At 50.7% G+C, this 25,341-nt stretch carries 25 protein-coding genes; 13 read left to right on the top strand and 12 right to left on the bottom strand.

The features are described from left to right. Positions 1–1,328, bottom strand: a 1,328-nt coding sequence (locus NZM04_10805; GenBank protein MCS7064505.1) for a glycine--tRNA ligase, incomplete at its 3' end; no start/stop codon positions are given. Between the two features lie 125 nt (positions 1,329–1,453). On the opposite strand from NZM04_10805, the gene NZM04_10800 reads away from it, so the two are divergent. From NZM04_10800 to NZM04_10770, 7 genes are all read left to right on the top strand, one after another. After that, positions 1,454–3,421 carry a hypothetical protein gene (locus NZM04_10800; protein MCS7064504.1) on the top strand — a complete coding sequence of 656 codons (1,968 nt, stop codon included), beginning with the start codon at positions 1,454–1,456 and terminating at the stop codon, positions 3,419–3,421. 42 nt (positions 3,422–3,463) lie between these two features. Next, the gene (locus NZM04_10795; GenBank protein ID MCS7064503.1) at positions 3,464–4,243 is read left to right on the top strand and encodes an inositol monophosphatase; all 780 of its coding nucleotides are present in this window, start codon (positions 3,464–3,466) and stop codon (positions 4,241–4,243) included. Between the two features lie 172 nt (positions 4,244–4,415). Then, positions 4,416–5,702, top strand: coding sequence for a cell wall metabolism sensor histidine kinase WalK (locus NZM04_10790; GenBank protein ID MCS7064502.1), 1,287 nt, complete (start codon positions 4,416–4,418; stop codon positions 5,700–5,702). Between the two features lie 85 nt (positions 5,703–5,787). Beyond that, positions 5,788–6,471 carry a UDP-N-acetylglucosamine diphosphorylase gene (locus NZM04_10785; GenBank protein ID MCS7064501.1) on the top strand — a complete coding sequence of 228 codons (684 nt, stop codon included), beginning with the start codon at positions 5,788–5,790 and terminating at the stop codon, positions 6,469–6,471. After that, complete coding sequence (locus NZM04_10780; protein MCS7064500.1) at positions 6,450–7,607, top strand: SAM-dependent methyltransferase; 1,158 nt, start codon at positions 6,450–6,452, stop codon at positions 7,605–7,607. The genes NZM04_10785 and NZM04_10780 overlap by 22 nt, the downstream gene beginning before the upstream one ends. An 86-nt stretch (positions 7,608–7,693) precedes the next feature. Next, positions 7,694–9,208, top strand: coding sequence for a methionine--tRNA ligase (gene metG / locus NZM04_10775; GenBank protein ID MCS7064499.1), 1,515 nt, complete (start codon positions 7,694–7,696; stop codon positions 9,206–9,208). Positions 9,209–9,217: 9 nt separating this feature from the next. After that, on the top strand, positions 9,218–9,718 hold the full coding sequence (locus tag NZM04_10770) for a CYTH domain-containing protein (GenBank protein MCS7064498.1): 501 nt from the start codon (positions 9,218–9,220) through the stop codon (positions 9,716–9,718). Between the two features lie 34 nt (positions 9,719–9,752). On the opposite strand, the gene NZM04_10765 is transcribed toward NZM04_10770, so the two are convergent. Genes NZM04_10765 through NZM04_10745 form a run of 5 tightly spaced genes read right to left on the bottom strand, consistent with a single transcriptional unit; the run spans position 9,753 to position 14,923 of the window. Further along, positions 9,753–10,142 carry a hypothetical protein gene (locus NZM04_10765; GenBank protein MCS7064497.1) on the bottom strand — a complete coding sequence of 130 codons (390 nt, stop codon included), beginning with the start codon at positions 10,140–10,142 and terminating at the stop codon, positions 9,753–9,755. A gap of 59 nt (positions 10,143–10,201) precedes the next feature. Further along, positions 10,202–11,542, bottom strand: a complete 1,341-nt coding sequence (locus tag NZM04_10760; GenBank protein ID MCS7064496.1) for a CCA tRNA nucleotidyltransferase — start codon at positions 11,540–11,542, stop codon at positions 10,202–10,204. A 3-nt stretch (positions 11,543–11,545) separates the two neighbouring features. Then, positions 11,546–12,553, bottom strand: a complete 1,008-nt coding sequence (locus NZM04_10755) for a flippase-like domain-containing protein (protein ID MCS7064495.1) — start codon at positions 12,551–12,553, stop codon at positions 11,546–11,548. Further along, the gene (locus NZM04_10750) at positions 12,529–13,530 is read right to left on the bottom strand and encodes a sugar phosphate isomerase/epimerase (protein MCS7064494.1); all 1,002 of its coding nucleotides are present in this window, start codon (positions 13,528–13,530) and stop codon (positions 12,529–12,531) included. The genes NZM04_10755 and NZM04_10750 overlap by 25 nt, the downstream gene beginning before the upstream one ends. A gap of 40 nt (positions 13,531–13,570) precedes the next feature. Continuing rightward, complete coding sequence (locus NZM04_10745) at positions 13,571–14,923, bottom strand: glutamate--tRNA ligase (GenBank protein ID MCS7064493.1); 1,353 nt, start codon at positions 14,921–14,923, stop codon at positions 13,571–13,573. Between NZM04_10745 and NZM04_10740 the strand changes: the two genes are divergently transcribed. After that, positions 14,922–15,095, top strand: a complete 174-nt coding sequence (locus NZM04_10740) for a hypothetical protein (GenBank protein ID MCS7064492.1) — start codon at positions 14,922–14,924, stop codon at positions 15,093–15,095. The genes NZM04_10745 and NZM04_10740 overlap by 2 nt on opposite strands. Here the strand turns inward: NZM04_10740 and NZM04_10735 are convergent. Continuing rightward, entirely contained in the window at positions 15,085–15,519 is a 435-nt protein-coding gene (locus tag NZM04_10735; protein ID MCS7064491.1) for a hypothetical protein, read from the bottom strand. The genes NZM04_10740 and NZM04_10735 overlap by 11 nt on opposite strands. A gap of 49 nt (positions 15,520–15,568) precedes the next feature. Between NZM04_10735 and NZM04_10730 the strand changes: the two genes are divergently transcribed. Both NZM04_10730 and NZM04_10725 read left to right on the top strand, forming a co-directional pair. Further along, positions 15,569–15,835: a glutaredoxin family protein gene (locus tag NZM04_10730; GenBank protein ID MCS7064490.1), complete on the top strand. Its 267-nt coding sequence runs from the start codon at positions 15,569–15,571 to the stop codon at positions 15,833–15,835. Between the two features lie 17 nt (positions 15,836–15,852). Continuing rightward, positions 15,853–16,281 (top strand): DUF309 domain-containing protein, encoded by a 429-nt coding sequence (locus tag NZM04_10725; protein MCS7064489.1) that lies wholly within the window; start codon positions 15,853–15,855, stop codon positions 16,279–16,281. A 37-nt stretch (positions 16,282–16,318) separates the two neighbouring features. On the opposite strand, the gene NZM04_10720 is transcribed toward NZM04_10725, so the two are convergent. Then, a complete protein-coding gene (locus NZM04_10720; GenBank protein ID MCS7064488.1) occupies positions 16,319–17,638 on the bottom strand; it encodes a hypothetical protein in 1,320 nt (439 codons plus the stop codon). Between the two features lie 338 nt (positions 17,639–17,976). On the opposite strand from NZM04_10720, the gene NZM04_10715 reads away from it, so the two are divergent. From NZM04_10715 to lpdA, 3 genes are read left to right on the top strand one after another with little or no spacing between them, the layout of a single operon-like run. Further along, positions 17,977–19,461 (top strand): hypothetical protein, encoded by a 1,485-nt coding sequence (locus NZM04_10715; GenBank protein MCS7064487.1) that lies wholly within the window; start codon positions 17,977–17,979, stop codon positions 19,459–19,461. A gap of 5 nt (positions 19,462–19,466) precedes the next feature. Beyond that, positions 19,467–20,141, top strand: a complete 675-nt coding sequence (locus NZM04_10710) for an epoxyqueuosine reductase QueH (GenBank protein ID MCS7064486.1) — start codon at positions 19,467–19,469, stop codon at positions 20,139–20,141. Between the two features lie 24 nt (positions 20,142–20,165). Then, positions 20,166–21,572, top strand: coding sequence for a dihydrolipoyl dehydrogenase (gene lpdA / locus NZM04_10705; protein MCS7064485.1), 1,407 nt, complete (start codon positions 20,166–20,168; stop codon positions 21,570–21,572). Here lpdA and hpnH read toward each other — a convergent pair. The 4 genes from hpnH to NZM04_10685 form a co-directional block, all read right to left on the bottom strand. Beyond that, positions 21,569–22,579, bottom strand: a complete 1,011-nt coding sequence (gene hpnH, locus NZM04_10700; GenBank protein MCS7064484.1) for an adenosyl-hopene transferase HpnH — start codon at positions 22,577–22,579, stop codon at positions 21,569–21,571. The genes lpdA and hpnH overlap by 4 nt on opposite strands. Positions 22,580–22,696: 117 nt before the next feature. Further along, positions 22,697–23,719, bottom strand: coding sequence for a tRNA (adenosine(37)-N6)-threonylcarbamoyltransferase complex transferase subunit TsaD (tsaD, locus tag NZM04_10695; protein MCS7064483.1), 1,023 nt, complete (start codon positions 23,717–23,719; stop codon positions 22,697–22,699). Between the two features lie 21 nt (positions 23,720–23,740). Continuing rightward, positions 23,741–24,325: a hypothetical protein gene (locus NZM04_10690; GenBank protein MCS7064482.1), complete on the bottom strand. Its 585-nt coding sequence runs from the start codon at positions 24,323–24,325 to the stop codon at positions 23,741–23,743. A gap of 1 nt (position 24,326) precedes the next feature. After that, positions 24,327–25,328 (bottom strand): magnesium transporter CorA family protein, encoded by a 1,002-nt coding sequence (locus tag NZM04_10685; protein ID MCS7064481.1) that lies wholly within the window; start codon positions 25,326–25,328, stop codon positions 24,327–24,329. Positions 25,329–25,341: the final 13 nt, after the last annotated feature.

Genomic DNA, 25,341 nt, shown 5'->3' with positions numbered 1-25,341 from the left:
CGTTCTTGCTGCATGGAGTCGCGATCGCGGAGGGTGACCGTGTCACGCCGGCCAGCTAGTGGGCCTTCGCGAACGCCTTCGAGCGTCTCGAAATCTATCGTGACGCAATAGGGTGTGCCGATTTCGTCTTGGCGTCGGTAGCGTCGTCCGATGGCGCCGCTGTCGTCGTAGGCTGTCATCATGTGTGGGCGTAGCATGGCTTCGATTTCTCGGGCTTTAGCGACGAGTTCGGGTTTATTTTTGAGTAGGGGGAAGACGCCGACTTTGATTGGAGCGATGCAGGGTGCTAGGCGTAGGACGGTGCGGATTTCTGTTTGGCCTTTTTCATCGGTGATGGTTTCTTCAGTGAAGGCTTCGCAGAGGACGGCGAGGAGGGTGCGATCGACGCCGGCGCTGGGCTCGACGACGTGGGGGATGTATTTTTGTTTGGTCTCTTCGTCGAAGTATTCGAGGGGTTTGCCGGATGCTTCTTGGTGGCGAGAGAGGTCGTAGTCGGTGCGGTAGGCGATGCCTTCGAGCTCTTGGATGCCGAAGGGGAATTCGTATTGGAGGTCGTAGGTTTTGCGGGAGTAGAAGGCGCGCTGATCTTCTGGGACGTCGAGGATGTGGATTTTGTGGCGGGGGATGCCGATGGTTTCATACCATTTGAGGCGTTCTTCGAGCCAGTGGTCTGTCCATTGGAGGCCGGTGCCTGGTTTTACGAAGAATTCGAGTTCCATTTGTTCGAATTCTCTGGAGCGGAAGGTGAAGTTGCGCGGGTTGATTTCGTTGCGGAAGGCTTTGCCGATTTGGGCGATGCCGAAGGGGAGTTTGAGGCGTGAGGTGTCGAGGACGTTTTTGAATTGGACGAAGATGGCTTGTGCGGTTTCGGGGCGGAGGTAGGTGAGGTTGGAGTCGTCTTCGACGGGGCCGACGTAGGTTTTGAACATGAGGTTGAAGCTGCGGGGTTCGGTGAGGGAGCAGGCGTCGGTTTGGCCGACGGTTTTGGAGGGTTTTTGCGGGCAGGGGGTGGAGGTGAGTTGGTCGGCGCGGAAGCGGCCTTTGCAGGTTTTGCAATCGACGAGTGGGTCGTTGAAGGTGTCTTCGTGGCCGGAGGCGCGCCAGACGGCGCGGTTCATGAGGATGGCGCCGTCCATGCCGACGATGTCGTCGCGGAGTTGTGTCATGGTGCGCCACCAGTGGTCTTTGATGTTTTTTTTGAGTTGAGCGCCGAGGGGGCCGTAGTCCCAGGCGCCGTTGAGGCCGCCGTAGATTTCTGAGGATTGGAAGATGAAGCCGCGCCGTTTGCAGAGGGCGACGAGTTTGTCCATGATTTCGGATTGTGGCATAGCGGGGTGGAGGGGTGTGTGGTTGAAGGTGGAGTTGTAGAGGAAGGATGGGGGAAGTGCAATGCGGGGTTTTTATTTTATGTGTGAGAACTTGAAAGGGGAGGGGGTGTGTTTATAAGCCGTGCATGGTTTGGACTTTGGTGAAGTTTTGGTTGAGGGCAGCGGTGGTGAATATGTGGTGCTGGGCGGGTGTGTTGGTGTTTTTTTTATGGGCGATGATGGTGACGGCACCTCGGATGGAGAAGCTTAAGCTTGTGTCGGAGCGGACGGGGGAGGAGTTTGAGATGAAGCGGCCATGGGTGGTGCCGCTGGAGAAGCGGGAGCCGTTTTGGAATGGCCGCTCACGGTTGGTGGGGGAGATGCGGGTGAAGGGGTGGTGGGCGCAGAAGACGATGGGGATTGAGTTGAGGCATACGCGGCCGAATTTTAAGGGGGTGGTGGCGGGGCGGGAGGTGCAGTTTACGCATTATCAGATTGTGGATCCGTTTTATGATCAGTTTTTCTTTAAGCGGTATGTGTTGGATGGGCGTGGGGTGAAGGGTGGTGTGGTGCCGTTTGAGTTTTTCTTGGAGAATGAGATTAAGGATGCGCCGGGTGTGTGGCTGAGGATTAATTTTTGGGATCCGGTTTTTTTGATTTTGTGGGTGGGGGCTGTGGGGAGTGCGGCGATGTTTATGGTGGCGTTGTTTAGGCGGTTTGGAGCGCCGCTTTGGGGGGCGGGATTGGTGATGGGGGCGTTGATGTTGGTGTTGGCTTACTTGCGATATACGAAGCCGCATGAGAGGACGTATGATGAGGGGTATGGGCCTGGGGTGCATAGTGCGTATGTGATGGCGATTGTGGAGAGGGGACGGCTGCCGAAGGTGGATGAGGGGTTTGTGTTTTATCATGCGCCGTTTTATTATTTGTTGGGGGCGGCGGTGTGGTGGTGCTCGGAGGTGTGTGGGGCTCCGAATCCGTATCAGGCGTTGCAGGTGTTGGCGGTGGTGCTTTTTGGGTTGTATCTGGCGGGGGGGGTGTTGGCGATATTTCAGTTGGTGCAGAGGCCGGGTTTGCAGGCTTTGGCGGCGGCGGTGTTTTGTTTTTGGCCGGGGGGAATTATGCATTCGATTAGGCTTGGGAATGATGCGTTGTTGTATGCTTTGTCGGCTTGGGGTATTTTTTTGGGGTTTCGTTGGTGGCGAAGGATGAGGGAGGAGGGGTGGCCGTTGGGGGGGGTGTGGCGGGGGGAGTGGGTGTGGAGTGCGCTCTGTGCAGCGGCTGCGTTTTATGCGAAGAGTAATGGGCTTGTGTTGGTGGGGTGGCTTGGGATGATGTTGTGTATTGTATGTGTGGGAATGGTGTATCGGGAGGCAGCTTTGTTGAGGATACGAGATGGGGTGAGGGGAGCGGAGTGTGTCTGGAAGGGGCTGCGGAGGATGCAGTGGGGGCGGTATCTGCGGTGTCTGGGGGTGCTATTGGGGGTGACGGCGTTATTTGTGGGTTTGTATTTGGCGCGGAATTTGAAAGCGATAAACTTCAAGGATCCGAATTTTAGTATGGCCCAGGCTTTGGTGCCGAACGCTGGGGCGTTGAACCCTGGGATGTGGGTGGAGACGAATCTACGGAGTTTTTTAGTTTTCGATCCGTTTTCGTTTATGAGTATCATTTACACCAATCCTTACAATGAGGAGGGGAAGAAGCATTTTTGGAACTATCTTTTTAAGACTAGTCTTTTTGGGGAATATGGTGTAGGTGGGCGGAGGCATGATGATTGGGCGTGGTGGTTGAATTTTAATTTTGTGCTGCTTTTGGGGATGGTGGTTTATGGGTTGGTGCGCTATGTGGAGGCGGATTGGTGGGAGAAGGTGCCTGTGTATACGTTAATTGTGTTGTATTTTGCTTCGATGATTTATTTTAGGATGAAGGTGCATTACGGATGTGCGAATGAGTTTCGGTATATATTGCCTGTGTTGGTGCCGATGGCGATGGTGATAGCAGAGGCGGCGACGCGTGGGAGGACGGGTTGGCGGATCGCGGTGAAAGTGGGGTTGTGTGTGATGTTTGTGGTGGCTTCGATTGTGTATTGGGGGATGTTGCCGGAGCGGTTTTAGTTGAGGATTGGATTTGTATTGCATTGAAGTTGGTTGTAGCAAATGGGCGAGCAGATTTTTATGGCGGATGAGGAAGTGTTGGATTGTGCGATTGAGGCTGTGAAGGCGGCGTCTGTGGTTATTCGACGAGATTTTCGTTTGCCTTTAAGGGTAAGGGCTGAGTCGGCGCACGATATAAAGTTAGAAACCGATGTGGAGGCTCAAGCTGCGATTGAGAAAGTGATTTTGGATTATTTTCCAGGGGCTCAAATAGTGGGTGAGGAAAGTGAGGGGAACCGTGTGAAGGATGACGATGGGGTGGGGGTGAAATGGATTGTGGATCCGTTGGATGGGACGGTGAATTTTTCGTATCGGATACCGCATTTTTGTGTTTCGGTTGCGGCGCAAGTCAGTCGTAGGGTTGTGTGTGGGGTAATCTATGATCCAATTCGGGATGAGCTTTTTACGGCTAGATTGGGAAAGGGAGCTTATTTAAATGGGGAACGGATAAGGGTAAGTGAACGAGGGGATCTTTCTGAGGCTGCGATATCTATTGGTTTTGCGAGGAGGGTAGAGACTATATCGCATACGTTGAAGTTGTATGAGTATTATGGGTTACGGGTGAAGAAGCTTAGGGCGATGGGGGCAGCTGCTTTAGATTTGGCGTATGTAGCGGCGGGCCGGTTAGATGCTTATATGGAGCAGGAGGTGTCGTGGTGGGATGTAGCGGCGGGGATTTTGCTTGTCCAAGAAGCAGGTGGCAGGGTGGAATGGATAGAGCGTGCAAATGGGAAGATTCAAATCTTGGCGGACTCAGGGCATTTGGATTTTAGGTATCGTTGATAAAAAAGGGCCCGGGTGAATGAATTTTTGAACACTTTTGGAACTTAATCGTCATATTCTTATGAGGGCAGTTTTCCTTAGGTTTGTTTGCCCCAAGGCCTTGGAGGTAGGCCTTGGGGCTTTTCTGTTGATCAGGGGATTGGGTTTTTGAGATTTGGTATAAGGGTTTTTTATGAGTCTTTGGGAGTTGGTTTTAATTTTTGTTTTTTGTATCTGCGTTGCAGTGACAATATGGCTTTATGCGCGGGTGCGATCTATGGTTCGAGTAGGGAAGGCGCTGGATGAGCTTTCTCGAGGAATCAGGCATAAGAAGTATTTTTTCGGAAACTCTAAGGCATCGAGGCGTTGGGCAGGGTTTATCGAGGGGCTTGCCGCGCGGCTGGAGCAGCTAGAGGATCAAGTCCAAAAGGAGGCATACGATCTGAAAGCTCTGCTTGAAAACATGGCCGAGGGGGTGGCGATTGTGGATGAGAACCACGTCATTCAGGAAGCTAATCTTGCCGTTGGGAGACTTTTTGGAATCAAAGAGGTTTTGATTGGTCGTAGTGTGCTAGAGGTATTTCGAAATGCTGATCTTGAGATTATTTTGCGAAAAGCGATTGATAGTGGGAAACGTCAGCAATGCGAAATTTCGGTGACCACAGATCAATCGCAAGAACGAGTGGTGGAGGCGAGTGTGACGCCGATTATTCATCCTTCAACTAGGGAGGCACATGCTCGACGAGGGGCTATTCTATTATTTCATGACATTACTGAATTCAAACGAGTGGAAAATGTGAGACGAGAGTTTGTGACTAATGTCTCTCATGAGTTGCGAACGCCTTTGTCTGTCTTTCGTGGTTATCTTGAGATTTTGCTAGCACAAAGGAGGGTAGATATTAGCGAGTTACACCGAATTTTGAGCATTATGAATAAGCATGTTTCTCGGCTTACGTCGCTGGTAGATGAGCTTGTGGACCTAGCACGGCTAGAGACAGGACGGGTGGGACTGGAGCCTTTAGTGATAAAGGTTCCGGAGTTACTCGAGCGGATAGTAAATGATTGGAGGCTGATATTAAAAGAGTCTCAACAGGAAATCGAGTTGATCTGCCCTAGGGAACTGCCTCTACTCGAGGCAGATCCTGCCCGTATGGAACAAGTCATGCATAACTTGCTAGAAAATGCTTCGAAATATTCAGAACCTCACACCCGGATAACTGTCCGGGCTGAACATCGTGATCATGTAATACGCATTACAGTGAGTGATCAAGGGATGGGGATTCCAGCACAAGATTTACCCTATATATTTGACCGTTTTTATCGCGTAGATAAATCGCGGAGTCGAGATCGAGGGGGTATGGGGTTGGGGCTGTCTATTGTGAAGCAAATAATTGAACTTCATGGCGGTCGTATTTGGGCGGAAAGCCAACTTGAAGTCGGCACAACAATTTATTTAGAACTTCCTTTAATGCCTGAATAGTTCCAGGCGTAGCAGCGGGGTCTATTTGGGCAAAGTAGGGATATACTTTGTTTGACACATAGAGTGTAAAAACTAGAAAACTTATATGGATTTGAGTGCGAGTGCGCTATTTGATCTGCAGGAATTTGCGCACCGCGAAATATTTAGTGATTGCCGGTATGTGTGGGAAGCGATTCCTAAAATCAAATCTTATCTGGAAAGATCTACTTTTAGTTCTCATCCTCCTACAATACTTGGAGAAGCATACATAGGGGAACAGGTAACTTTCGGAGAAGGGGTGGTAGTAGAGCCAGGAGCAGTAATTTTAGGGCCTGCTATTATTGGGCACTGCACTCGGATACGAACTGGGGCTTATCTCAGAGAAAACGTGATCATAGGCGAGAATTGCATTCTAGGGAATTCATGCGAGTTTAAAAATTGCATTCTCATGAATGATTGTCAGGTGCCTCATTTTTCTTATGTTGGTGACTCAATTCTAGGTAATGGTGTTCATCTCGGCGCTGGTGTCATCTTGTCAAACCTTAAACTTACCGGGGATGAAATCGTCCTGCATCATCTTGGAAAGGCATATCCGACCGGGCTTAGAAAGCTTGGTGCTCTCATCGGAGATAGAGCAGAAATTGGCTGCCAAGCAGTCTTAAATCCCGGCAGCATCATTGGGCGTGAAAGCTTAATTTATCCCAGTGTTGTGTGGCGAGGGATTCTTGAGGAACGGCAAATCGTTAAGCTCTCTCAAACTTTGCAAATATGCCCTCGTCGCAAGGTCTAAGCACACGCACACTCGCGGATATTTTGCGGGAACAAATCGCACGGCATGGTCCGATGCGGTTTGATTGTTACATGAGCCATTGTCTTTATAGTGAACATGGGGGTTACTACAATCGTGCCAATCTCACAATAGGCCGCAAAGGGGATTTTTACACGAGCGTCTCAGTCGGCAGTGTCTGGGGGCAACTTATGGCCAACCAGTTTCAAGAGATATGGGAGAAACTCGATCGTCCTGCGGACTTTGTTATTTGTGAAGCTGGAGCTCATGATGGCCAATTTGCTGCCGATGTGTATACTGAGTGGCGGCGTATCTCCTCGCCTCTTCAATCCATGGCGCATTATATTTTCATCGAGCCTCTTACTCCGTGTCTGCGTATTCAAAAGAAAACCATGCAGCCTTTCATTACGAAGGGAGCTCGTTTGAGTTGGATAAAAAGCCTATCGGACCTTGATCCGTTGAGTCTTACCGGGATTATTTTTACTAATGAAGTTATAGATAGCCTTCCTGTTCGATTGATTCGGTTTGTTGAAAATAAATGGCGGGAAATCTATGTCGGTGCTAGTGAATCAGGCGGTGACTTCTACGAAGTTGAGGGGCCCATTGATGACGATGTGAGACAGGAGATTGAATTGTGGAAGATACCTCCGATCGAAGGATACACTACGGAGCTCCATCTTGAGGCGCGGAACTGGATAAGAGAAGCTGCGCGCGTTCTGAAGCGTGGGGCTATTATTACAGTAGACTATGGCCTCAGCGCTGAAGAATACTACGACCCGATTCGGAGCTTGGGCACTTTGCGATGCTATTCAAAACACCGTCAACTCGCAAATCCTCTTCAAAATCCAGGCCTTCAAGATATCACTGCTCATGTGAACTGGAGCCTTCTGCGACATGAGTCGCAGAGATGTGGTTTGCAAGAGATTGGTTTCTGTGATCAACGCCATTTCCTTGTAGGTCTCTGGCCAGACTTTTTTAGCTCGTTTACCCATACAAATCCCATTGAGCCTAAAATACTCCGTGGCTTTCAGGCCTTAATCCATCCGGAACACCTCGGGCGCGCTTTCAAATTCTTGATCTACGGGCGTGAATGGCCTGCAGGTTATGTTATGAAAGGTCTCACTGCTCACAAAGGCTAATCGTTGACTTTCTGACCTCGCGATAAGCGATTGAGGCTTGTATCTGGTTGAGTATAGGGCTAAGGGGAAAACTGTTTATCGCATCTATGAAGCGGTTTTTCATCACTACGGCGATTGACTACGTGAATGGAAAACCTCATCTCGGGCATGCCTACGAAAAAATTCTTGCTGACGTCCTTGCCCGTTTCCAGCGCAACCAGGGACGAGACGTTCTTTTCCTGACCGGTGTGGATGAGCACGGACAAAAAGTCCAACAGTCAGCGCGTGCTGCGAATAAGGCGCCCCAGGCTTTCTGTGATGAAATGACTGCACATTTTATTGCCCTGTGGAAGCGGCTGGACATTCGATATGATCGGTTTGCTCGCACAACTCTAGAGGCTCATCAATCCTACGTCCGAGGATGTCTCCAGCGACTCTATGACGAAGGAAAAATCGTCTTCAAAGACCATGTAGGCTTTTACAGTGTGCGGCAGGAGCAGTTTGTTACAGAAAAAGACCGAAATGCGGATGGGAGCTGGCCTGAGATCTACGGGGAAGTCGTGGAGATGCGTGAGCCCAACTATTTTTTTGTAATGGAGCCGTATCGAGAGCGGATCCGAGAGCGTATTGTAAGAGAGGAAAACTGGATTGAGCCGACGTTTCGCCGAAAAGAATTGTTGACGTTGCTTGAAGAGCCGCTTGAGCCACTTTGTATCTCGCGTCCCAAGAGTCGTGTTGAATGGGGGATTCCGTTGCCTTTCGATGAGCAATACGTCACTTATGTCTGGTTTGATGCGTTGTTAAATTACATTTCGTTTGCTTTTAATGCTGATGGCACGAGCCGCTGGCCTGCTGACATTCAGCTTATAGGGAAAGACATTTTAATTCCGGCGCATGGGATTTATTGGCCGGCTATGTTGATAGCGCTTGGTTTGGAGTGGCCTCGGCGGTTGTTGGTGCATGGTTGGTGGATGAACCGAGGAGCGAAGATGAGCAAGTCTATTGGGAATGTCGTTGACCCGGTGCCTTATATTGAGCATTGGGGAGCGGATGCTTTTCGATATTTTGTGATGCGCGAGATGGTTACAGGGCAGGACGCAGATTTTAGCGATGAACGTTTTGCCGACCGATATAGTTTTGATTTGGCCAACGATTGGGGTAATCTGGTGCAGCGGACGCTTTCGATGGTGCATCGATATCGAGGGGGTTGCGTGCCGCAGTCGGCAGAAGAAATGGAGTTGGTAGATGATGAATGTTGTGAAATCTACCTTCGCTGCATGGAAAACGGTCAAGTTCATGCAGCTCTTGAGGCAGTGTGGAGCAGGATACAAAGGGCTAATCGTTATGTCGAGGAGCGAGCACCTTGGCGTCTGGCAAAAGAGCAGCGCTTGGAGGAGCTCGATCGGGTGTTGGTGACGCTGTGCGAAGCGATCAGAAGAATTGGTTTGCTTTTAGAGCCTGTGATGCCGACAACGTCGCGAAAAGTGATGGGGTTCTTGGGTGAGCCTGAGGATTTTTCTTTTGGTCGGATCCGCCAAACAGAGGTTCTGAAAGGTCGTGTAATATCTCCCGCCGAGCCTTTGTTTCCGAGGAAGGAGGACGGTGTGAGAATGGAGAAGTAGACAGGAATTATGGGGGTAGAGATAGAGCGAAAGTTTTTAGTTGTAAACGAAAGGTGGCGTGAGGAGGCGACCAGCGTGCAGTGGGTGGCGCAAGGCTATTTATGTCTAGAGGAGCATTTAACGGTGCGGGTGCGGGTAATGGCTAGACGAGGCTGGATTACTATAAAAGGCCGACCTTTAGAGGGCAAGTTGTCTCGACCTGAGTATGAATACGAGGTGCCTCTAGATGAGGCGCAGGAGCTGCTTGAGCGACTGGCACGTCATGGAAGGATTGAGAAACGGCGTTACACGGTGCCAGTGCAAGAGGAGGTAGGCCAAGTGCGTATATGGGAAGTAGATGAATTCGAAGGGGAAAATCGAGGATTGGTATTGGCAGAGGTAGAATTAAGAGAGGAGGGGGAGAGAATTGTGCTTCCAGATTGGGTAGGGCAAGAGGTGACGCGAGATAGGAGGTATGCGAATAGTTATCTTGCACGTTATCCGTTTACAAGATGGGAGAGAGTGGGTTGATGCGTGGGGCGAAGGCTTGTGATTGTGGTTGAAGTTATTTGTTTTGTTGGAGAAGCTCATCGGTAGGGGAGAGTAGGGCGGTCTGTGGGGGTGAAGAGCGGTAAGCTTGGAGCTGTGCTTCGAGGTCGCGGATTTGGTTTTGGAGTTGAGTAGCAAGATCGGCCTGGGCTTGGAGTTTTTTTATCTTTTCTAATAAGTCACGATGGTCAGCGGAGATAGTGTTGATGGAGTCTTCGAGAAATTGGTTGCGGCGGGTGAGGCTATCGCGGTGTTTTTGGAGGATAGCTACTTCGTTTTGTAGGCTTTGTATTGTTGTGAGGGTGGAGGTAAAAGCGACGCCAATTAAGATTAATAAGATCGCTATGGCCATCTTAACCCAAGGGGCGAGAGAGACCTGAACACGTGGGGGTAAGGGCGTCTGCATCTCCTTTAGGGCTAATATCTCTTAGAAAGAAAAGGTTGTCAAAATCAAACGGCTCGGGTTTACGGTGAAGTAGGGTTTGAAAGTGAACGGAGGCGATTGCGAGCATAATCGAGGGCTTGCTCTGGGGTTGAGAGCTGACCTTCGAGTTGAGCTTCTCGGATTTCTTCGAGGAGGCGACCTATTTGAGGGCCGGGAGAGAGGCCGAGACGAATCAAATCGTGGCCGGTAATAAGTCGCGGGGGGCTGATTTCTTCTTGTGAGAGAGCTTGGCGGCGTTGAACTAGAAATTCATAGATGGATAGGTCGCCGTGACTAGAGAGGCAGTCTATGCGATGCAGATCGAGCTCCTCATCAAAGGTTGGGCGAGCCAGGAGGCGTTTTAGTTTACTCAAACGCATCTGTGGAGCGTCTTTGAAGGTCATGTGATTTTGGACGCAGGCGGTGACGGTCTCGATGATTTCGTTGCTGTAGCGTAGGCGTCTCAGGACGCGCTCAGTGATGCGCGCTCCGACGTGTTCGTGACCGCTGAAGCGGATGCGGCCGACGGGGTCGAGACTGTATGTTGCTTTTTTTCCGACATCGTGGAATAAGGTGCTCAGGGCGAGGGTGAGGGATGGGCGAGAGAGATGGGATAGCATTAACCGAGTGTGAACGTAGACATCACCTTCGGGATGGAATTGAGGCGGTTGTTGAACACCCTTCAGAGCCTCTATTTCTGGTAATATGGCTTTGAGGAGGCCGCTTGAGTCTAGTAGGTCAAGGCCGCGAACTGGAGACTCCGAGGTGAGGATTTTGTTGAGTTCGTCACGAATGCGTTCGGGGCTGATTCTGGTGATTTCTGGGGCTAGGTGGCATATGGCTTGCCAGGTGGAGGGTTCAATTTGGAAACCTAGTGTGGTGGCAAAGCGAACAGCGCGTAGCAGTCGAAGCTTGTCTTCTCTGAAACGGGCAAGGGGGTCTCCGATGGCTCGAATGAGTTTGTTTTTGAGATCAGCCGTTCCGTTAACGAAATCGATGACTTGATTTTTTTCGGGGTCAAAAAAGAGACCGTTTATTGTGAAATCACGTCGCTGGGCATCTTCTTGAGGTGAGGCAAAACGAACCGAGCTGGGATGTCGTCCATCGTGGTAGTCGCCATCGGATCGAAAGGTGGCAACTTCATATGCGTGGTGATTTTGTAAAACGCGGACAACACCGAAACATTTGCCTTCAAGGCCTGTTGTTTTAGGAAAAAGTTGGATGATTTCCTCGGGAGTAGCAGATGTGGCGATGTCGATGTCATCATGTGGAGACCCTCTCAGGTAATCACGGACCCAGCCGCCTGCAAAGTAGGCAACGAATCCGGCCTGGGTAAGTTTGGCGACGATATCTTTAGCCGTCGCGTAATGAGCGGAATCCATGTTCTAGACTGTATCGGTGGCGTGCTCGATTTTTGAGAAGGAGTCTTCGGGTTTTTTGTATTGGAGGTAGATGAGTCCACCGATCAAACTCCAAAGTAAAGTGACTCCAAATCCTGCAAGAGAGAAGGCTAAAGCGATTTCTTTATCAATCGAAAGCAATCCCAAAAATGAGACGAAAAGCCCTTCACGCATGCCTAGGCCGGAAATACTGACGGGTATTGCTACGAGAAAGCCTATAATCGGTAAACAAGAGACAAAAGGCCAAAATGGAACATCGTGCAGATGGAGAGCACGAAGAAGAAAAAAGCTCATAATGAATGTAAGGAGATGGAGGATAATTGAAATAATGATTGCCATAAAGTTTGCGCCCCAGGACTGGGTGTAGCGGATGAAAGCTTCATGGATGTTGTTTACTGTTTTTTGTAGGTGATTAGGAGCAAATCGATTCACTATTTGAAAAAAAAAGCTCCAAGCCGGAGGAATTAAAAAAACAGCTAAACCACAGAGCATTGCTATGAAGCTCAAAAAGATAGCTAGTAGAGCCTTGTGGGTGACAGGGTCCCCATCCAAGATTGGGTAGTGCCACAAGCCAAGCACAACAGCGATGCTGAGTAACACAAAGAGACCTAAGAGCCGGTCGAAAATGATAGAAAGTGCGGCAGCAGAACGATGTTCAGGCAAAGCCTGGGCACAGTAGTAGATCTTAGCAACGTCGCCTCCCGTGGTCCCAAGTAAAAAGGCATTAAAGAAGTGGCCGATCATCCAGATTTCTGCTGTTTTTCTCCAAGGTAAGTGGATTCCATGAACGCGTAAGAGGACGTCCCAACGAAGAACGGCAAAGAGGATGACAACTCCAAAGGTAAGAAAAGCAGCGCCGACCCATGTCCAATCCATCGTCTGAAATGTTCGCCCGAGTTCAGGCCAGTTGACTCGGAGGCCGATAACTATGAGGATCGTGAGAGAAATGAGAGCGCGGAGAAAAAAGCTCAGGTGTTTGCGAATGTAGCCCATAGACGGCGGCTGGCTACAATATCATCCGCTGTGGAGCGCGATGTCAATTCTAAGACGGAAATATAGTCTTTAGGAAAGAAAGAGAGAATTTCTTGAAAGTTGTTTGTGCCTTTTCCAAGGGGTAAATGATCGATGCCGGGAGGGCGACAATCTTGAAAGTGGGCACCAATAAGGCGGTGTGCATGCTTTCGGAGAAACTGTTTTTGATCGACGAAACCAAGGTGTTCCTTGCCGGCAAGATGTCCGAAATCGTGCCAGTAGCCTAAGTAGGGAGAATCGATTTCTTCAAAGATCATGGTAAATTCCTCTTCGGTAGGGAACTCTTCAAAGTGAGAGCGCGTCTCAATTCCGAGAAGAATGTTGTATTTTTCTGCATGTTCTAGACAAGTGAGTAGGCATTCTTTCACGCGCGCCCAAAGCTGGGGTGATTCGCGGCGGCGTTGGATCACCGCATTCAATTTGATGCGACAATATTCTGAGGAGTAAAGCTTACCATTAAGAAAGAGTTTTTCGAGTTTTCTGGTAAATCCACGGAGTGAACTTGAGCCTGCATGGAGAACTACAGCGCGAGCTCCGACCTCAGCCGCTGCTTCAATAGTCTTCTTGGTGTAAAAAACGGCAGCTTCACGAACTACACGACGGGGATGGGTATATTCGAAAGTGTTACAGGAAACGGGCACATCGCTTATTGGTAAGGGACAAAAGTTGTGAAGGGATGTGACCTTTACGACCCCATTTTCGATCGCTTTCTTAATTCCGGGCCATAAGCTATAACGGATTGTGTGCCCTAGCTCGACATACTCAAACCCTAAATCGCGAATTTCAAGCAACATAGCTTCGCCATCGAAGTGACGTGCAGCACTCCAGTTGGTAGATAGCGCTAATGTGTGTTTTGAAGTTGGCTTGGCATTAGGGATAATGCCTGGGGCACTGGGGCTATGCTCTCTAATGGCTGGTTCCTCCTCGACAACTATCATATCCTATACAATAGACCAAGGCGTGGGAAGTTAAAGTTTTTTATGGTTGCTCAAAGGAGGGATTACAGAGAGCCTTTTTAATGCGCTTTAGCGTTTGTTCTTTTCCGAGGACTTCCATTAGAGCGTATAGGCTAGGGCCGACGCGTCGGCCTGTGAGACACACTCGAAGCGGGTGAACGAAGAACGCAATTTTTTTCTGTGAGCTATTGGTTAAATTTCTGATCTCATTCTGTAAGTGATCGTGGCTCCATTTAGATGCAGCGGTTAAAGTCTCGTAGAGCAGGCGTAGTGCCTCCTGGGATTCATTGCTGGCGAGAATCTCTTTTGCTCCTTCATCCCAAGGAAATTCGTCGGTAAAATAAAAAGCCATCCATTGGGGCAATTCCTTGCCGATCTTTATTTTTTCACGCACAGTGGCTAAAGCCTTTTGGAAATATGTCTCAGGATACGCTTGATAAGGAATATGTGCGCGATCGAGGATAGGTTTAGCCCACTGAGAAAGCTCATCAATCGGCAGAAGACGCATGTATTCACCATTTAACCAAAAGCATTTTTCTCGATCGAACCGCGAGTTGTGGCGATGGATCTGAGGGAGATCAAATTTCGATATGATTTCTTCAAGAGATAAAATCTCACGATTGTCTTTGGATGACCATCCCAAGAGGCATAAGAAATTTCGCATAGCCTGTGGAAGATAGCCTTCCTCGATATACTCATCGAGAGATGCGCCTTCGTCTCGCTTGCTCATTTTGGAACCGTTTGCATTCAGAATCAGTGGAATGTGGGCGTATGCCGGCGGCTCAGCATTGAGCGCCTCAAATAAGGCAATATGCTTAGCAGTGTTAGTTAAATGATCTTCACCCCGAATGACGTGTGTGATCTTCATTTCAAGATCATCCACGACATTCACCAGATGAAAAACTGGCTGCCCATCCGACCGCACAATCACAAAGTCCGGGTCGAGTTGCTCACGATCCGTCAAAGCGCGCGTTACATTGCCGACGACTAAGTCACGAATGACTATAGGTTCACGCTTCATTCTAAACTTAATTGCTCCACCTGTCGTGGTGTAAGCTTTGCCGATAGAAAGAAGCCTTTCAACATAAGACCGGTAGATGTGTATGCGTTGACTTTGGAAATAAGGACCGTAGTTTCCGCGCGTGCTGCCATCTGGCATCGGACCTTCATCCCAATCCAGACCGAGCCATTTTAATCCTCCAAATATGGCCTGTAATGCCTCAGGAGTGTTGCGAGCGACGTCCGTGTCTTCAATTCTCAAAATAAACTTTCCACCGGTGTGTTTAGCATAGAGCCAATTAAACAAAGCAGTGCGTGCGCCTCCGATATGCAGATACCCAGTTGGTGATGGAGCAAAACGAACGCGTGTGGTCATGGGCGCTCCCTTTAGCGAAAATATTCCTATTTCAAATGATAAAATCACCTCCTCCTCACCGAAAAATTCAGGCAAAAATATTGATAGCGTGAAAACAAAAAGCCCCTGGGCTCAACCAAGGGCTTTTTCTCTTAAAATCTATAACTTATCTGCTTTTCGCATTAATTCTTAGTTCCATCGGCCTTCTTTTCTGCCTTTTTAGACAGTTTTTCTGCCTTCTCAGCTTCCTTCTTGGCCTCTCTCTCAGCCTTTCGCTTTTCTGCTTCAGCTTTTCTTTCGGCCTTGCGTGCTTCTCTTTCAGCCTTTCGTTTTTCTGCTGCAGCTTTTCTATCAGCCTTGCGTGCCTCTCTCTCGGCTTTGTCCAATTTACCATCCTTGTTTACGTCGTATTTCTCTAAGTCCGCTTTTCTTCTTGCTTCTCTTTTGTGTTTTTTATCTTTGCAGTCTGTCTTGTTTTTGCAGTCGCTCACTGGACATACTTCTTGAGACTTTTTAGCTTTTTCTTCCTTTTTTTCTGCTGCCTCAATTGGGGAAATTCCGCCCATTACAAAGAGAGTGAAGCATCCGATGACAAAAAGTTTGAGTTTGTTTTTCATAACGCTGATTCTAATACAGCCTTGTCTACCTAATAGCAACCCAAAATTTATGTCCGACTCACTTCCAATTCTCTTCGTCAAAGAGGGCTGTCCATGGTGCATACAGGCAGAAGGATTTCTTCGCCATCACAAAATTCCTTACCGCCGCATAGAGGTTCGTCACGATCCGATCGCTTTCCAGCGCATGATCGACATTTCAGGCCAAACGAAAGCCCCTACACTCCTATGGATTGATGACACTGTCCTGGCTGATTTCGACATCCAACAACTCATCCCCTTCCTCGAGAAAAAAGGCATCAAAATCCCTTCTCACTAACCACCCGTCCTATGCCCATGGCTCTCACACATAAATCTTCCCGCATTGCCCAACTAATCGCCCCCTACTCCCACCATCCTGTATGGCCTCCGCACTACCTCGGTTACTTCGCCTGTTTCAACCAAAGCCTCTTCTACGAAGCACACGATGTTCTAGAAGAACTCTGGCTACAATCTCGTGCCACCCCCCAAGCCAAATTTTACCAAGGCCTAATCCAATTTGCCGGCGCCTTTGTCCATCTCTCAAAAAATCGCCTCATACCTGCGGCCAACCTCCTCACCCTGTCCAAAAAAAACATATCCCCATACCCTGACCCCTACCTAGGTTGTTCCACAGCCCAACTCCTCAATCACATCGAGAATTACCTAAACAAGATCCACCACGCACCCCAATCCCTATCCCCATGCAATCCCCATTTTGCTCCTAAGCTCGAGATCCCCAGTTGACAAAACCACGCGCCCCCACCCCAGGCCAGCCCAAAGCCTAACGCCCAGCCCCTCTCACACTCGGCAACACCACGACTTCCCCCGTATCTTCCGCTTCCCTATCCAAAGCAATCTCCGTATTAGTAATCTGAATCTTAGGAGCATTCGGCTCCCTCACAGACTCCACCAAGACGACACTCGGAGGCAGCGGAACTACATTCACATAGCCACGATCATCATTCGAATCCATCTCGCTGTCCTTTATCCTAATCTTAGCCCTGCGTCTCTCAAACCGCCTACCCTCCTGCTGCCGATCAAGCCTTGGAAATTCCTTAAAAGTTACCTCCTGAGGTAGCACCCTACTTGCTTCAAGCACTATCTCCTCCACCCGTCCTGGTAAAGTTCTCCCCATCACGGCTGGCCTCGGGTTCGAAACAACAGCCCCCCCCACCACGACTGGCTCAGCCCTGCGAATGTCCGTCACATCCAAAGCAGGCAGCTTTTCTCCCCCTATATCCACAAGGCCCCTGGGCACCTGTGAAACTTGATTTACCGTTATCAAAGGCGGGTTCGACCCCCGTGATGAAGAAGCTCTCCCACCAGGCACATTCCGCACCACAACTTGTCCATTACGAAGAACCCGCACCCGCTCCTCACCCAGACTCTCCGTATTCATAGCCCGCGCATAAATCTGATCAGGATTCGTCTTCAACACCCCACCCGACGAATCCGGTAACCGTATCCGAATAGCCGCACCTCCACCATTTTCAGGATTCAACTGAACCACAAACCGCTCCCCTTCCGCTCGCACAGCCTCCGAAACAACATCCTCCACCCGTGGAGCCAGCAGGACAACATCCTTCCCCAACACCGCCCCATGATTTACCACCTTAGCCCCATCACTCACCCCACTCAACACAATACGATCCTGTTTCATGAATTCATCAGCCACTCCCTGCAACGCCCCTACCATCAAACTCCGTGTATCAGCCTTAAAATCCCTCCCAATCACAACCCCATTCGGATTCAACACCATCACATCCACATTCGCATTAAGCTGACCATACAACCGCGACACCTCCATCCTATCGTTCGCATCCTGAATCAACGCCGCGCCACCAGGCAAGCCTTCCACATCCACAGTCCCCTTCACACCAATATTAAACCCCCCATCATAACGAATAGCCACACGCTCCGTCCCAGCTCGAATCAAATGCCGACCTTCAAAAGTCTTTAACTCCGCCTCCCCGCCAATCACCACCCCACCCCTTGGCACAGCCAGCGGATCAAGATCCTCCTCTCCTCGCAACTCCACCCCTAAAAACAATCCCACCCCAACCAATCCCAAAAGAAAAGGCTGGACCAAGACCCAATTCATACTCCAGTAATAACACATCCAGAAAAAAATTCAACCTTTTATTTTAGACACCACCAAACCACACAAGATTTTTCCAAAACATCCCCCCTAAAGCCACCTAAAAGCCACAAAACTCAATCCCCAAAACCCAAAATTCACAATTTTTACTACCAAAAATTCACTTTTCACCAAACCACTCAACTCAAAATAAAAAAACCTCCCCACAAACCCACATCCCATATCCCGTATTGACATTGTAATTCCCCCACCTCCATCATCATCCCCACCACCCTCCCACCATCCTTCCCCCACCCGAAAAATCGTTGCAAAAAGCCACTCCTCCACCCATTCTATCCCCCATGTCTCACCGCAGCATAACCTCGCTCCTATACCTCAGCCTCACATTTACACTCCCCATCACCCCACTAAATGCTGCCGAAACCTCAGCCCCAGACACCACCCTCTCCACCCTCATCGTCAGTGCCAACACCTCATGGCTCATCCTCTCCTCACTCGGTGTCGCCCTTGCCTCCCTCGGCCTCATCCTCATCCGCAGCGGCCTCATGCGACTCAAAAACGCCATCCACCCCTTCTTCGAACAATCCATCGTCATCGCCGCCGCCATCCTCGGCTATTGGACCCTCGGCTGGGGAGTCATGTTCAGCGATGGCACACCATGGACTGGCACAAGCGGCCTCTGGTTTCTCCTCGGCACAGACAACTCCCCCGCCCTCCTCATCGAGCGAGGCGGCAACGCCAACTACGCCCCCGCCAATCCCCACAACCCCACACCCTACGACGGCGTCTACGATGCCGCAGCCACCATCCCCGCTCCACTTTTCCTCAAATTCCTCTTCCACGCCCTCCTAGCAGCATTCTCAGCACAAATCATCTTTGCGCCCCTCTCAGAACGCCTCCGCTACCCCGCAGCAGGCCTCTTCGCCTTCCTCTACGCAACCCTGATCTACCCCACCGTAGGACACTGGGTCTGGGGAGGAGGACTCCTCATGCTCGACCCCCCCGAAGCTGGATTCACCAGCTTTTGGGGCAACTTCCGCGACGCCGCAGGAGCCTCCCTACTCCACCTACTTCCCACAGTCTGCGCGCTACCAGCCCTCATCATAGTTGGCGCCCGCATCGGTCACTACACTGATCGGAGCCCATATCTCATCCCTCAACACAACCTCCCCCTTTTCTCCCTCGGCATTGCCCTCACCATCATCGGCCTCACCGCGATCGGGCTCGGCAAAGCCACCCACATCCTAGCCCCAGAAATCATCGCCCTAGCTGGACTCAACTCCGCCCTCAGCATCAGCGCAGCCACCTTATCCGCCTCCCTCCTCAGCTCCTTCTGGATTGGAAAACCCAGTCTCCGCTACACCCTCCTCGGCGCCCTCGGCGGAGCTATCACCATCAGTGCCCCCCTCACCTACGTCGCCCCTCATGCCGCCTTCTTCGTCGGTCTCATCTCCGGCCTCATCACCATTCTCAGCATCTGGTTTTGGCAACGCCTCAAAATAGACGACCCCACCTACACCCTCTCCACACACGGCTCCAACTCCCTCCTCAGCCTCCTCCTCACCGGCCTCTTCTTCCAATCCGACATCGCCCGAAAAACAATCGCCGCCGACACAGGCCTACCCCCATCCCTCCAACTCCTCCAACAATTCAAAGGCCTCCTCCTCATCCTCATCTTCGGTCTTACGGCCGCCACCATCCTCTGGCTCATCCTAAAATCCACACTCACCCTACGCGTCCCAGTCGAATCCGAGCACCAAGGACTCGACCAGGCCGACCTAGGCGAAGACCCCTATCCCGAATTCACACGAAGCTCTCGACACTAAACCCCATGCCCACCCCACCACTCCCACCCCGTCCCACCCTCACCCTTCCAAACGGCTCCCAAGGCCCACTCCTACTCCACTCCTGCTGCGCCCCCTGCTCAGGCGACGTCATAGAAACCCTCCGCCTCTCACACATCCCCTTCACCATTTTCTTCTACAACCCCAACATCCACCCACGCCAAGAATACGAAATCCGAAAACAAGAAAACATCCGCTTCGCCCAAAAACACAACATCCCCTTCGTCGATGCCGACTACGACACCGACAACTGGTTCGCCCGCACCCGCGGCCTCGAATGGGAACCCGAGCGCGGCGCCCGCTGCACCGTCTGCTTCGACATGCGCTTCGAGCGCACCGCCCTCTATGCCTACGAAAACGGTTTCCCCATCATCACCTCCTGCCTCGGCATCTCACGCTGGAAAGACATCGATCAGATTAACCAATCCGGCCTCCGTGCGGCTGCCCGTTACCCCGGTATCACCTACTGGACCTACAACTGGCGCAAACAAGGCGGCTCCCAACGCATGATCGAGCTCGCCAAAACCGAGCGCTTCTACCAACAAGAATACTGCGGCTGCATCTACTCCCTCCGCGACACCAACCGCTGGCGACTCGCCAACGGCCGACCCCGCATCGAAATCGGAAAAAAATATTATTCCCACGACCCACAAACTTCCTAACCTCTCCACTCAAAGCACCCCCCCATGAGCCAACCATCCACCTTCGATCTCGTCGTCATCGGCGGCGGCCCCGCCGGCTACGTCGCTGCCATCCGCGCTGCCCAACTCGGCAAAACCGTCGCCTGCATCGAAAAAGAACGACCCGGCGGCACTTGCCTCAACTGGGGCTGTATCCCCACCAAAGCCCTTCTCAAAACAGCCGACCTCCTCGACCACATCCGCCACGCCGAAGACTTCGGCATCAAAATCAACGGCACCGTACAAATCGACCTTCCATCCATCATCCAGCGCAGCCGCTCCGTCGCCGACACCATGGCCAAAGGCATCGAATACCTCTTCCAATCCAAAAAAGTCCACCACATCGCCGGCCACGCCCAAATCACCAGCCCCACACAAGTCACCATCACCCCCCAGCAAGGCGGAGCGCCGACGATTCTCCAGACCCGCTACATCTTGATCGCCACAGGTTGCAAACCGCGACCCTTCCCTGGCCTCCCAGCAGACGCCCCAAACGTCTGGACCAGCAAAGAAGCCATGCTGCCCTCCGCCCTCCCTCGATCCCTCATCATCATTGGCGCAGGAGCCATCGGTGTCGAGTTTGCCTACTTCTACAATGCCCTCGGCACAAAAGTCACCCTCATCGAGGCAATGCCACAACTCGTCCCACAAGAAGACCACGAAGTCGCCGCACTCCTCGAAAAAGAATTCACCAAGCAAGGCATCACTGTCATCACCCAAGCCAAAACAGAAAACATCCAGCCCACTGATCAAGGAGTCAATGTCACACTCTCCGCCCCCACTCCTCAAAACCTCTCCGCCGAAAAACTGCTCCTTGCAATCGGTGTGATCCCCAATCTCGACGGCCTCCTCGCTCCCTCTGTCCGCATCGAACTCGACGCCAAAGGCTACATCAAAACCAACGACCGCTATCAGACCTCTATCCCCACTATTTATGCCGCAGGCGACATCATCGGCCCACCTTGGCTCGCTCACGTCGCCTCCCATGAAGCCATCGAAGCCGTCGAAGGCCTCTTCATCCCAGGCAAAAAACCGCACAAAATCACCACCACCCCCGCCTGCACCTACTGTCAACCGCAAATCGCTTCCATCGGCCTCACCGAAAAACAAGCCAAAGAAAAAGGCCTGCGATTCAAAGTAGCAAAGTTCCCCTACCGCGCCTCAGGCCGTGCCGTCGCCTCCGGTGAACCCGAAGGCTTCGTGAAACTCATTGCCGGCGAGCCCCACGGAGAAATCCTCGGCGCCCACATTATCGGTGCAGAAGCGACCGAATTAATCGCTGAGCTTTCCCTCGCCATACAGCTCGAAGCCACACTCGATGAAATCCACACCACCATCCACCCCCATCCCACACTCAGCGAAATGGTCGCCGAAGCCGCACTAGCAGCCAAAGGCGCGGCTATCCACATTTAATTGTGAGCGAGCGTCGCCTTCACCGTCCGCACAAACCCCTTAAGCGAGCTAAACGTGTAATCTACGGCTGAAGGTTCAAAACCACAATGCACCATGCAGTTGGAGCATTTAGGATTCTTGCTTTTGTGGCCGTATTGCGACCAATCAGTAGTCTCGATCAATTCTTTGAAAGTTTTACAGTAACCGTCCTGAAGAAGATAACACGGCCGTTGCCAGCCAAATATATTGTAACAAGGCGAACCCCACGGCGTGCAGTCAAAATCGAGTTTCCCTTGTAAGAATTCAAGAAACAGAGGCGAAAGATTATAGCGCCACGTCTTTTTCCTATTGCGCAAAATATCGGCAAAAAGCTTCTTTGTCTTCTCTCGAGGTAAGAAATGCTCTTGATCCGGTGCCTTCTCATAGGAATAACCGGGCGAAAGCATCATCCCCTCCACCCCAAGCCGCATCATTTCATCAAAGAAAGCGCGAACGCGCTCAGGCTTTGCTCCCTCAAAAAGCGTCGTGTTTGTCGTCACACGAAACCCACGCTTCACCGCCTCCTTAATGGCCTCCACAGCCGTTTCATAAACGCCGTCGCGGCACACGGCCTCGTCATGTTCCTCCTTCAGGCCATCCATGTGCACAGAAAAGGTGAGATAAGGGCTCGGTGTGAAAAGATCCAGTTTGCGTTTAAGCAGAAGCGCATTAGTGCAAAGATAAACGTATTTTTTGCGCTCAACCAATCCCTTAACAATCTGATCAATCTCAGGATGGATCAGAGGCTCACCCCCTGGAATCGAGACCATTGGAGCCCCACATTCCTCCGCCGCAGCCCAACACTGCTCAGGAGTAAGGCGTCTATTCAAAATATGCTCAGGATATTGGATTTTGCCGCACCCCGCACATGCTAGATTGCATCGAAAAAGTGGCTCCAGCATCAAAACCAGCGGATAATACCTATTCCCACGAAGTTTCTGCTTAATAACGTATGTTGCTACCGTCCAAGCTTGAGATAAAGGAACCATAAAATAAAAGTGCGATGTAGGATTATGCTTCCGCTACCTTAGGGAGTCACCTGGGTTTGTCAAAAACTACATGCAACACCCTAAACAAATTCCCATTCCCTAATCAACTCTGATAAATCACTGCAAGCTCCACCCAGGCTCGGCTTCACAAAACAAATCCGGCGCAACCTGATAGCGAATTTTCATCAACCCAACGCCAGCTATCATGATCGCATTATCCGTGCACAACGCCGGGGGAGTAACATGCAAGACTATTCCTTCCTCTTGACAAAGCTGGCTGAGGAGAGCTTGCAATCGGCCATTGCAGGCTACGCCACCCCCCACAGCAATCCGTCGAACGTCATGACGTTGTGCAGCCAGGACAGCTTTTTTAGCCAAGATCTCCATCACAGCCTCCTGCACAGAAGCGCAAACATCCGCAATAAATTGAGCATCGCGCAAGATATCGGGATTTTGTTTTTCCAAGAAGTAACGCACGGCCGTCTTCAATCCGCTAAAACTAAAATCAAACGTATCAGCCTTTTCAAAACTACGAGGAAAATAAAAACGAAAAGCATCCCCCCCAACGGCACGGCGCTCAATCTCCGGCCCACCAGGGTAGGGCAGGCCAAGTAAACGCGCGATTTTGTCGAGGCACTCCCCAGCTGCATCATCCAGTGTCCCGCCAAGTCGAACAAGCCTGTCTTCTTTTTCCGCTAAAACGATGAGAGTATGCCCCCCACTCACGATCAGTCCGATGAACGGAAATACAGGCCACTGCCCCTCTGCCAGAAAAGCCGAGTAGAGATGCCCTTCAAGGTGGTTGATCCCGAAAAGAGGAAGACCTGTAGCAAGAGCAAGCCCTCGTGCGAAATTCAATCCTACAAGTAAAGAGGCAACCAGTCCAGGACCGCGCGTAACCGCAACAGCATCGAGATCATCCCAAGATACATGATTCTCCACCATGAACTGTGCTGTCATCGAAGGCAAGACATCAAGATGAGCACGCACCGCCAGCTCTGGCACGACCCCTCCATAAGCGCGGTGCTTCGCTACCTGAGAGCTGAGAATCGATCCGATGACTTTAATCTCCCCCTCGTTCCCCTCTACAAGAGCTAGCCCTGTCTCATCACACGATGTCTCAACTCCAAGGACGAGCATAGCAGGAGAGCCTGCCGAGCATTACTCAGGAAAAAGAATCTTAACGCCCTTCAGTGGGCGCAACTTTTTATCAAAAGCCTTACGAATCCCCAGCGAGTCAAGTTTTTCGAAATCCTCCTCTTGTATAAAACTCGGCTTATCCGTCTTACGGAAGACAACCTGGTTTTGGGCGTTAACAAGCTCAAGTGCATAACAATAATACGTCGCGCCGTAGCGTGCGCTTAGTGTAGAGTCGTATTTTACGGTGTATCCGTCTGTAGCAAAAGCTGTCTCCTCGCCGCCCTTCAGATCGAGGTCAAACTCATGCTTAGAAAGGACGACAAAAGTGTTTTTCTCCTCCACAATATTACTGTCGTAGGCTTCGCCAATGATCCAGACTTTTGCTTTGATGCCTTTATGGTCATCGAACTCATTGTTTTTTATCTTGAAACCTAGACGGATATACTGCTGGCGGTCGTCAAAATCTGCAGTGTCAGACTGATCTTGATCGGATTTGCGTTTGCGTTCCACCTCGACGTCGAGGTTGAGTTGCTCTGCCCAGCTTAAATTTACAGCCACCCAGACTATAATGACGGCAAGGTAATAAATCTTATTTGCCCAACCCATACTAAATGTAATCCTTTTTCTTCATCCACCACATTAACACCACCGTCGAAATTATCGTCAAGGCAATTATAATCCAGTAACTAATCGCTGGCTTAAGCTCCAGCATCCCCTCGAAATTCATCCCATACCACGTGCCAATCACCATCACGGGCGTCGTCACAGCCGTCAACACGGCCAAGACTTTGATGATCTCATTTGTGTGAGCCTGCACGCGATTCAAATAAACATCCATCGCCAAATAAAGTTGATCTTGCAAATTCCCTGCCACCATATCGATTCGGGCTAACATATCCCGAATATCTCGAAAATACGGCAAAACAACTGGCCGAATCAGCTTAAACTCCCCTGCTGCCAGCCTCGCAATGACCTCTTGCTGAGGACGCAGAATCTGACGTAGCTCGTTAGTCTCCGCTTTGACTTTTCGAAATTCTTGGAGAAGACGCACATCAGGTTTTTTGGACTCACTAAAAATTTGTTCCTCTAGCTCGTTAATCTCTGCCGTGATCTCGGCCAATACTGGATTGTAGTGTTCCACAACGCTATCCAATATCGAATGCATCAACCGATCCACACCTCGCGCGGCTTGACCTGCATTTTTCTGTAGCCTTTCCATCGCAGAAGCGATCGAGCGCATCGGCGCAGTATGGTGCGTCACTAAAAATTCCTTGCCTAAAAACAAATCAAGTTCAGTCGTCGTAAACTTATCTTTCCTCGAAAAATCCACCGCGTGAATCACCAAAAACAAGTAATCCTCGTAGTCCTCTACCTTAGGCAAATGATTGGGCGCCACACAATCCTCTATCGCCAGCGGGTGAAACCCAAAAAGCAACTCCAAAATCTCACGCACCTCGCTCTCTGAGGGCTGAAACAAATCCACCCAGATGTGCAAACCCTTATCAGCCCTCACAATTCGCAACGCATCCACATCCAAATCTTGCCCCACCACCTTCCCCTCGCTCATCACAAACGACCGTATCATCCGCTCTTCCCATACCGCACACACGCCAGCTTATCAA

It is taken from the genome of Candidatus Methylacidiphilales bacterium, from assembly GCA_025056655.1.
Lineage (GTDB): Bacteria > Verrucomicrobiota > Verrucomicrobiia > Methylacidiphilales > JANWVL01 > JANWVL01.
The sequence above is the reverse complement of the archived record's forward strand: the minus strand, read 5'-3'. Positions and strand labels throughout refer to the sequence as shown.

What these genes read in the sequence shown, in the direction of transcription:
- NZM04_10800 (MCS7064504.1), top strand. Translation starts at nt 1,454, where the DNA reads ATGGTTTGGACTTTGGTGAAGTTTTGGTTGAGGGCAGCGGTGGTGAAT.
- NZM04_10795 (MCS7064503.1), top strand. Translation starts at nt 3,464, where the DNA reads ATGGGCGAGCAGATTTTTATGGCGGATGAGGAAGTGTTGGATTGTGCG.
- NZM04_10790 (MCS7064502.1), top strand. Translation starts at nt 4,416, where the DNA reads ATGAGTCTTTGGGAGTTGGTTTTAATTTTTGTTTTTTGTATCTGCGTT.
- NZM04_10785 (MCS7064501.1), top strand. Translation starts at nt 5,788, where the DNA reads ATGGATTTGAGTGCGAGTGCGCTATTTGATCTGCAGGAATTTGCGCAC.
- NZM04_10780 (MCS7064500.1), top strand. Translation starts at nt 6,450, where the DNA reads ATGCCCTCGTCGCAAGGTCTAAGCACACGCACACTCGCGGATATTTTG.
- metG (MCS7064499.1), top strand. Translation starts at nt 7,694, where the DNA reads ATGAAGCGGTTTTTCATCACTACGGCGATTGACTACGTGAATGGAAAA.
- NZM04_10770 (MCS7064498.1), top strand. Translation starts at nt 9,218, where the DNA reads ATGGGGGTAGAGATAGAGCGAAAGTTTTTAGTTGTAAACGAAAGGTGG.
- NZM04_10765 (MCS7064497.1), bottom strand. Translation starts at nt 10,142, where the DNA reads ATGCAGACGCCCTTACCCCCACGTGTTCAGGTCTCTCTCGCCCCTTGG.
- NZM04_10760 (MCS7064496.1), bottom strand. Translation starts at nt 11,542, where the DNA reads ATGGATTCCGCTCATTACGCGACGGCTAAAGATATCGTCGCCAAACTT.
- NZM04_10755 (MCS7064495.1), bottom strand. Translation starts at nt 12,553, where the DNA reads ATGGGCTACATTCGCAAACACCTGAGCTTTTTTCTCCGCGCTCTCATT.
- NZM04_10750 (MCS7064494.1), bottom strand. Translation starts at nt 13,530, where the DNA reads ATGATAGTTGTCGAGGAGGAACCAGCCATTAGAGAGCATAGCCCCAGT.
- NZM04_10740 (MCS7064492.1), top strand. Translation starts at nt 14,922, where the DNA reads ATGGGCGCTCCCTTTAGCGAAAATATTCCTATTTCAAATGATAAAATC.
- NZM04_10745 (MCS7064493.1), bottom strand. Translation starts at nt 14,923, where the DNA reads ATGACCACACGCGTTCGTTTTGCTCCATCACCAACTGGGTATCTGCAT.
- NZM04_10735 (MCS7064491.1), bottom strand. Translation starts at nt 15,519, where the DNA reads ATGAAAAACAAACTCAAACTTTTTGTCATCGGATGCTTCACTCTCTTT.
- NZM04_10730 (MCS7064490.1), top strand. Translation starts at nt 15,569, where the DNA reads ATGTCCGACTCACTTCCAATTCTCTTCGTCAAAGAGGGCTGTCCATGG.
- NZM04_10725 (MCS7064489.1), top strand. Translation starts at nt 15,853, where the DNA reads ATGGCTCTCACACATAAATCTTCCCGCATTGCCCAACTAATCGCCCCC.
- NZM04_10720 (MCS7064488.1), bottom strand. Translation starts at nt 17,638, where the DNA reads ATGAATTGGGTCTTGGTCCAGCCTTTTCTTTTGGGATTGGTTGGGGTG.
- NZM04_10715 (MCS7064487.1), top strand. Translation starts at nt 17,977, where the DNA reads ATGTCTCACCGCAGCATAACCTCGCTCCTATACCTCAGCCTCACATTT.
- NZM04_10710 (MCS7064486.1), top strand. Translation starts at nt 19,467, where the DNA reads ATGCCCACCCCACCACTCCCACCCCGTCCCACCCTCACCCTTCCAAAC.
- lpdA (MCS7064485.1), top strand. Translation starts at nt 20,166, where the DNA reads ATGAGCCAACCATCCACCTTCGATCTCGTCGTCATCGGCGGCGGCCCC.
- hpnH (MCS7064484.1), bottom strand. Translation starts at nt 22,579, where the DNA reads ATGGTTCCTTTATCTCAAGCTTGGACGGTAGCAACATACGTTATTAAG.
- tsaD (MCS7064483.1), bottom strand. Translation starts at nt 23,719, where the DNA reads ATGCTCGTCCTTGGAGTTGAGACATCGTGTGATGAGACAGGGCTAGCT.
- NZM04_10690 (MCS7064482.1), bottom strand. Translation starts at nt 24,325, where the DNA reads ATGGGTTGGGCAAATAAGATTTATTACCTTGCCGTCATTATAGTCTGG.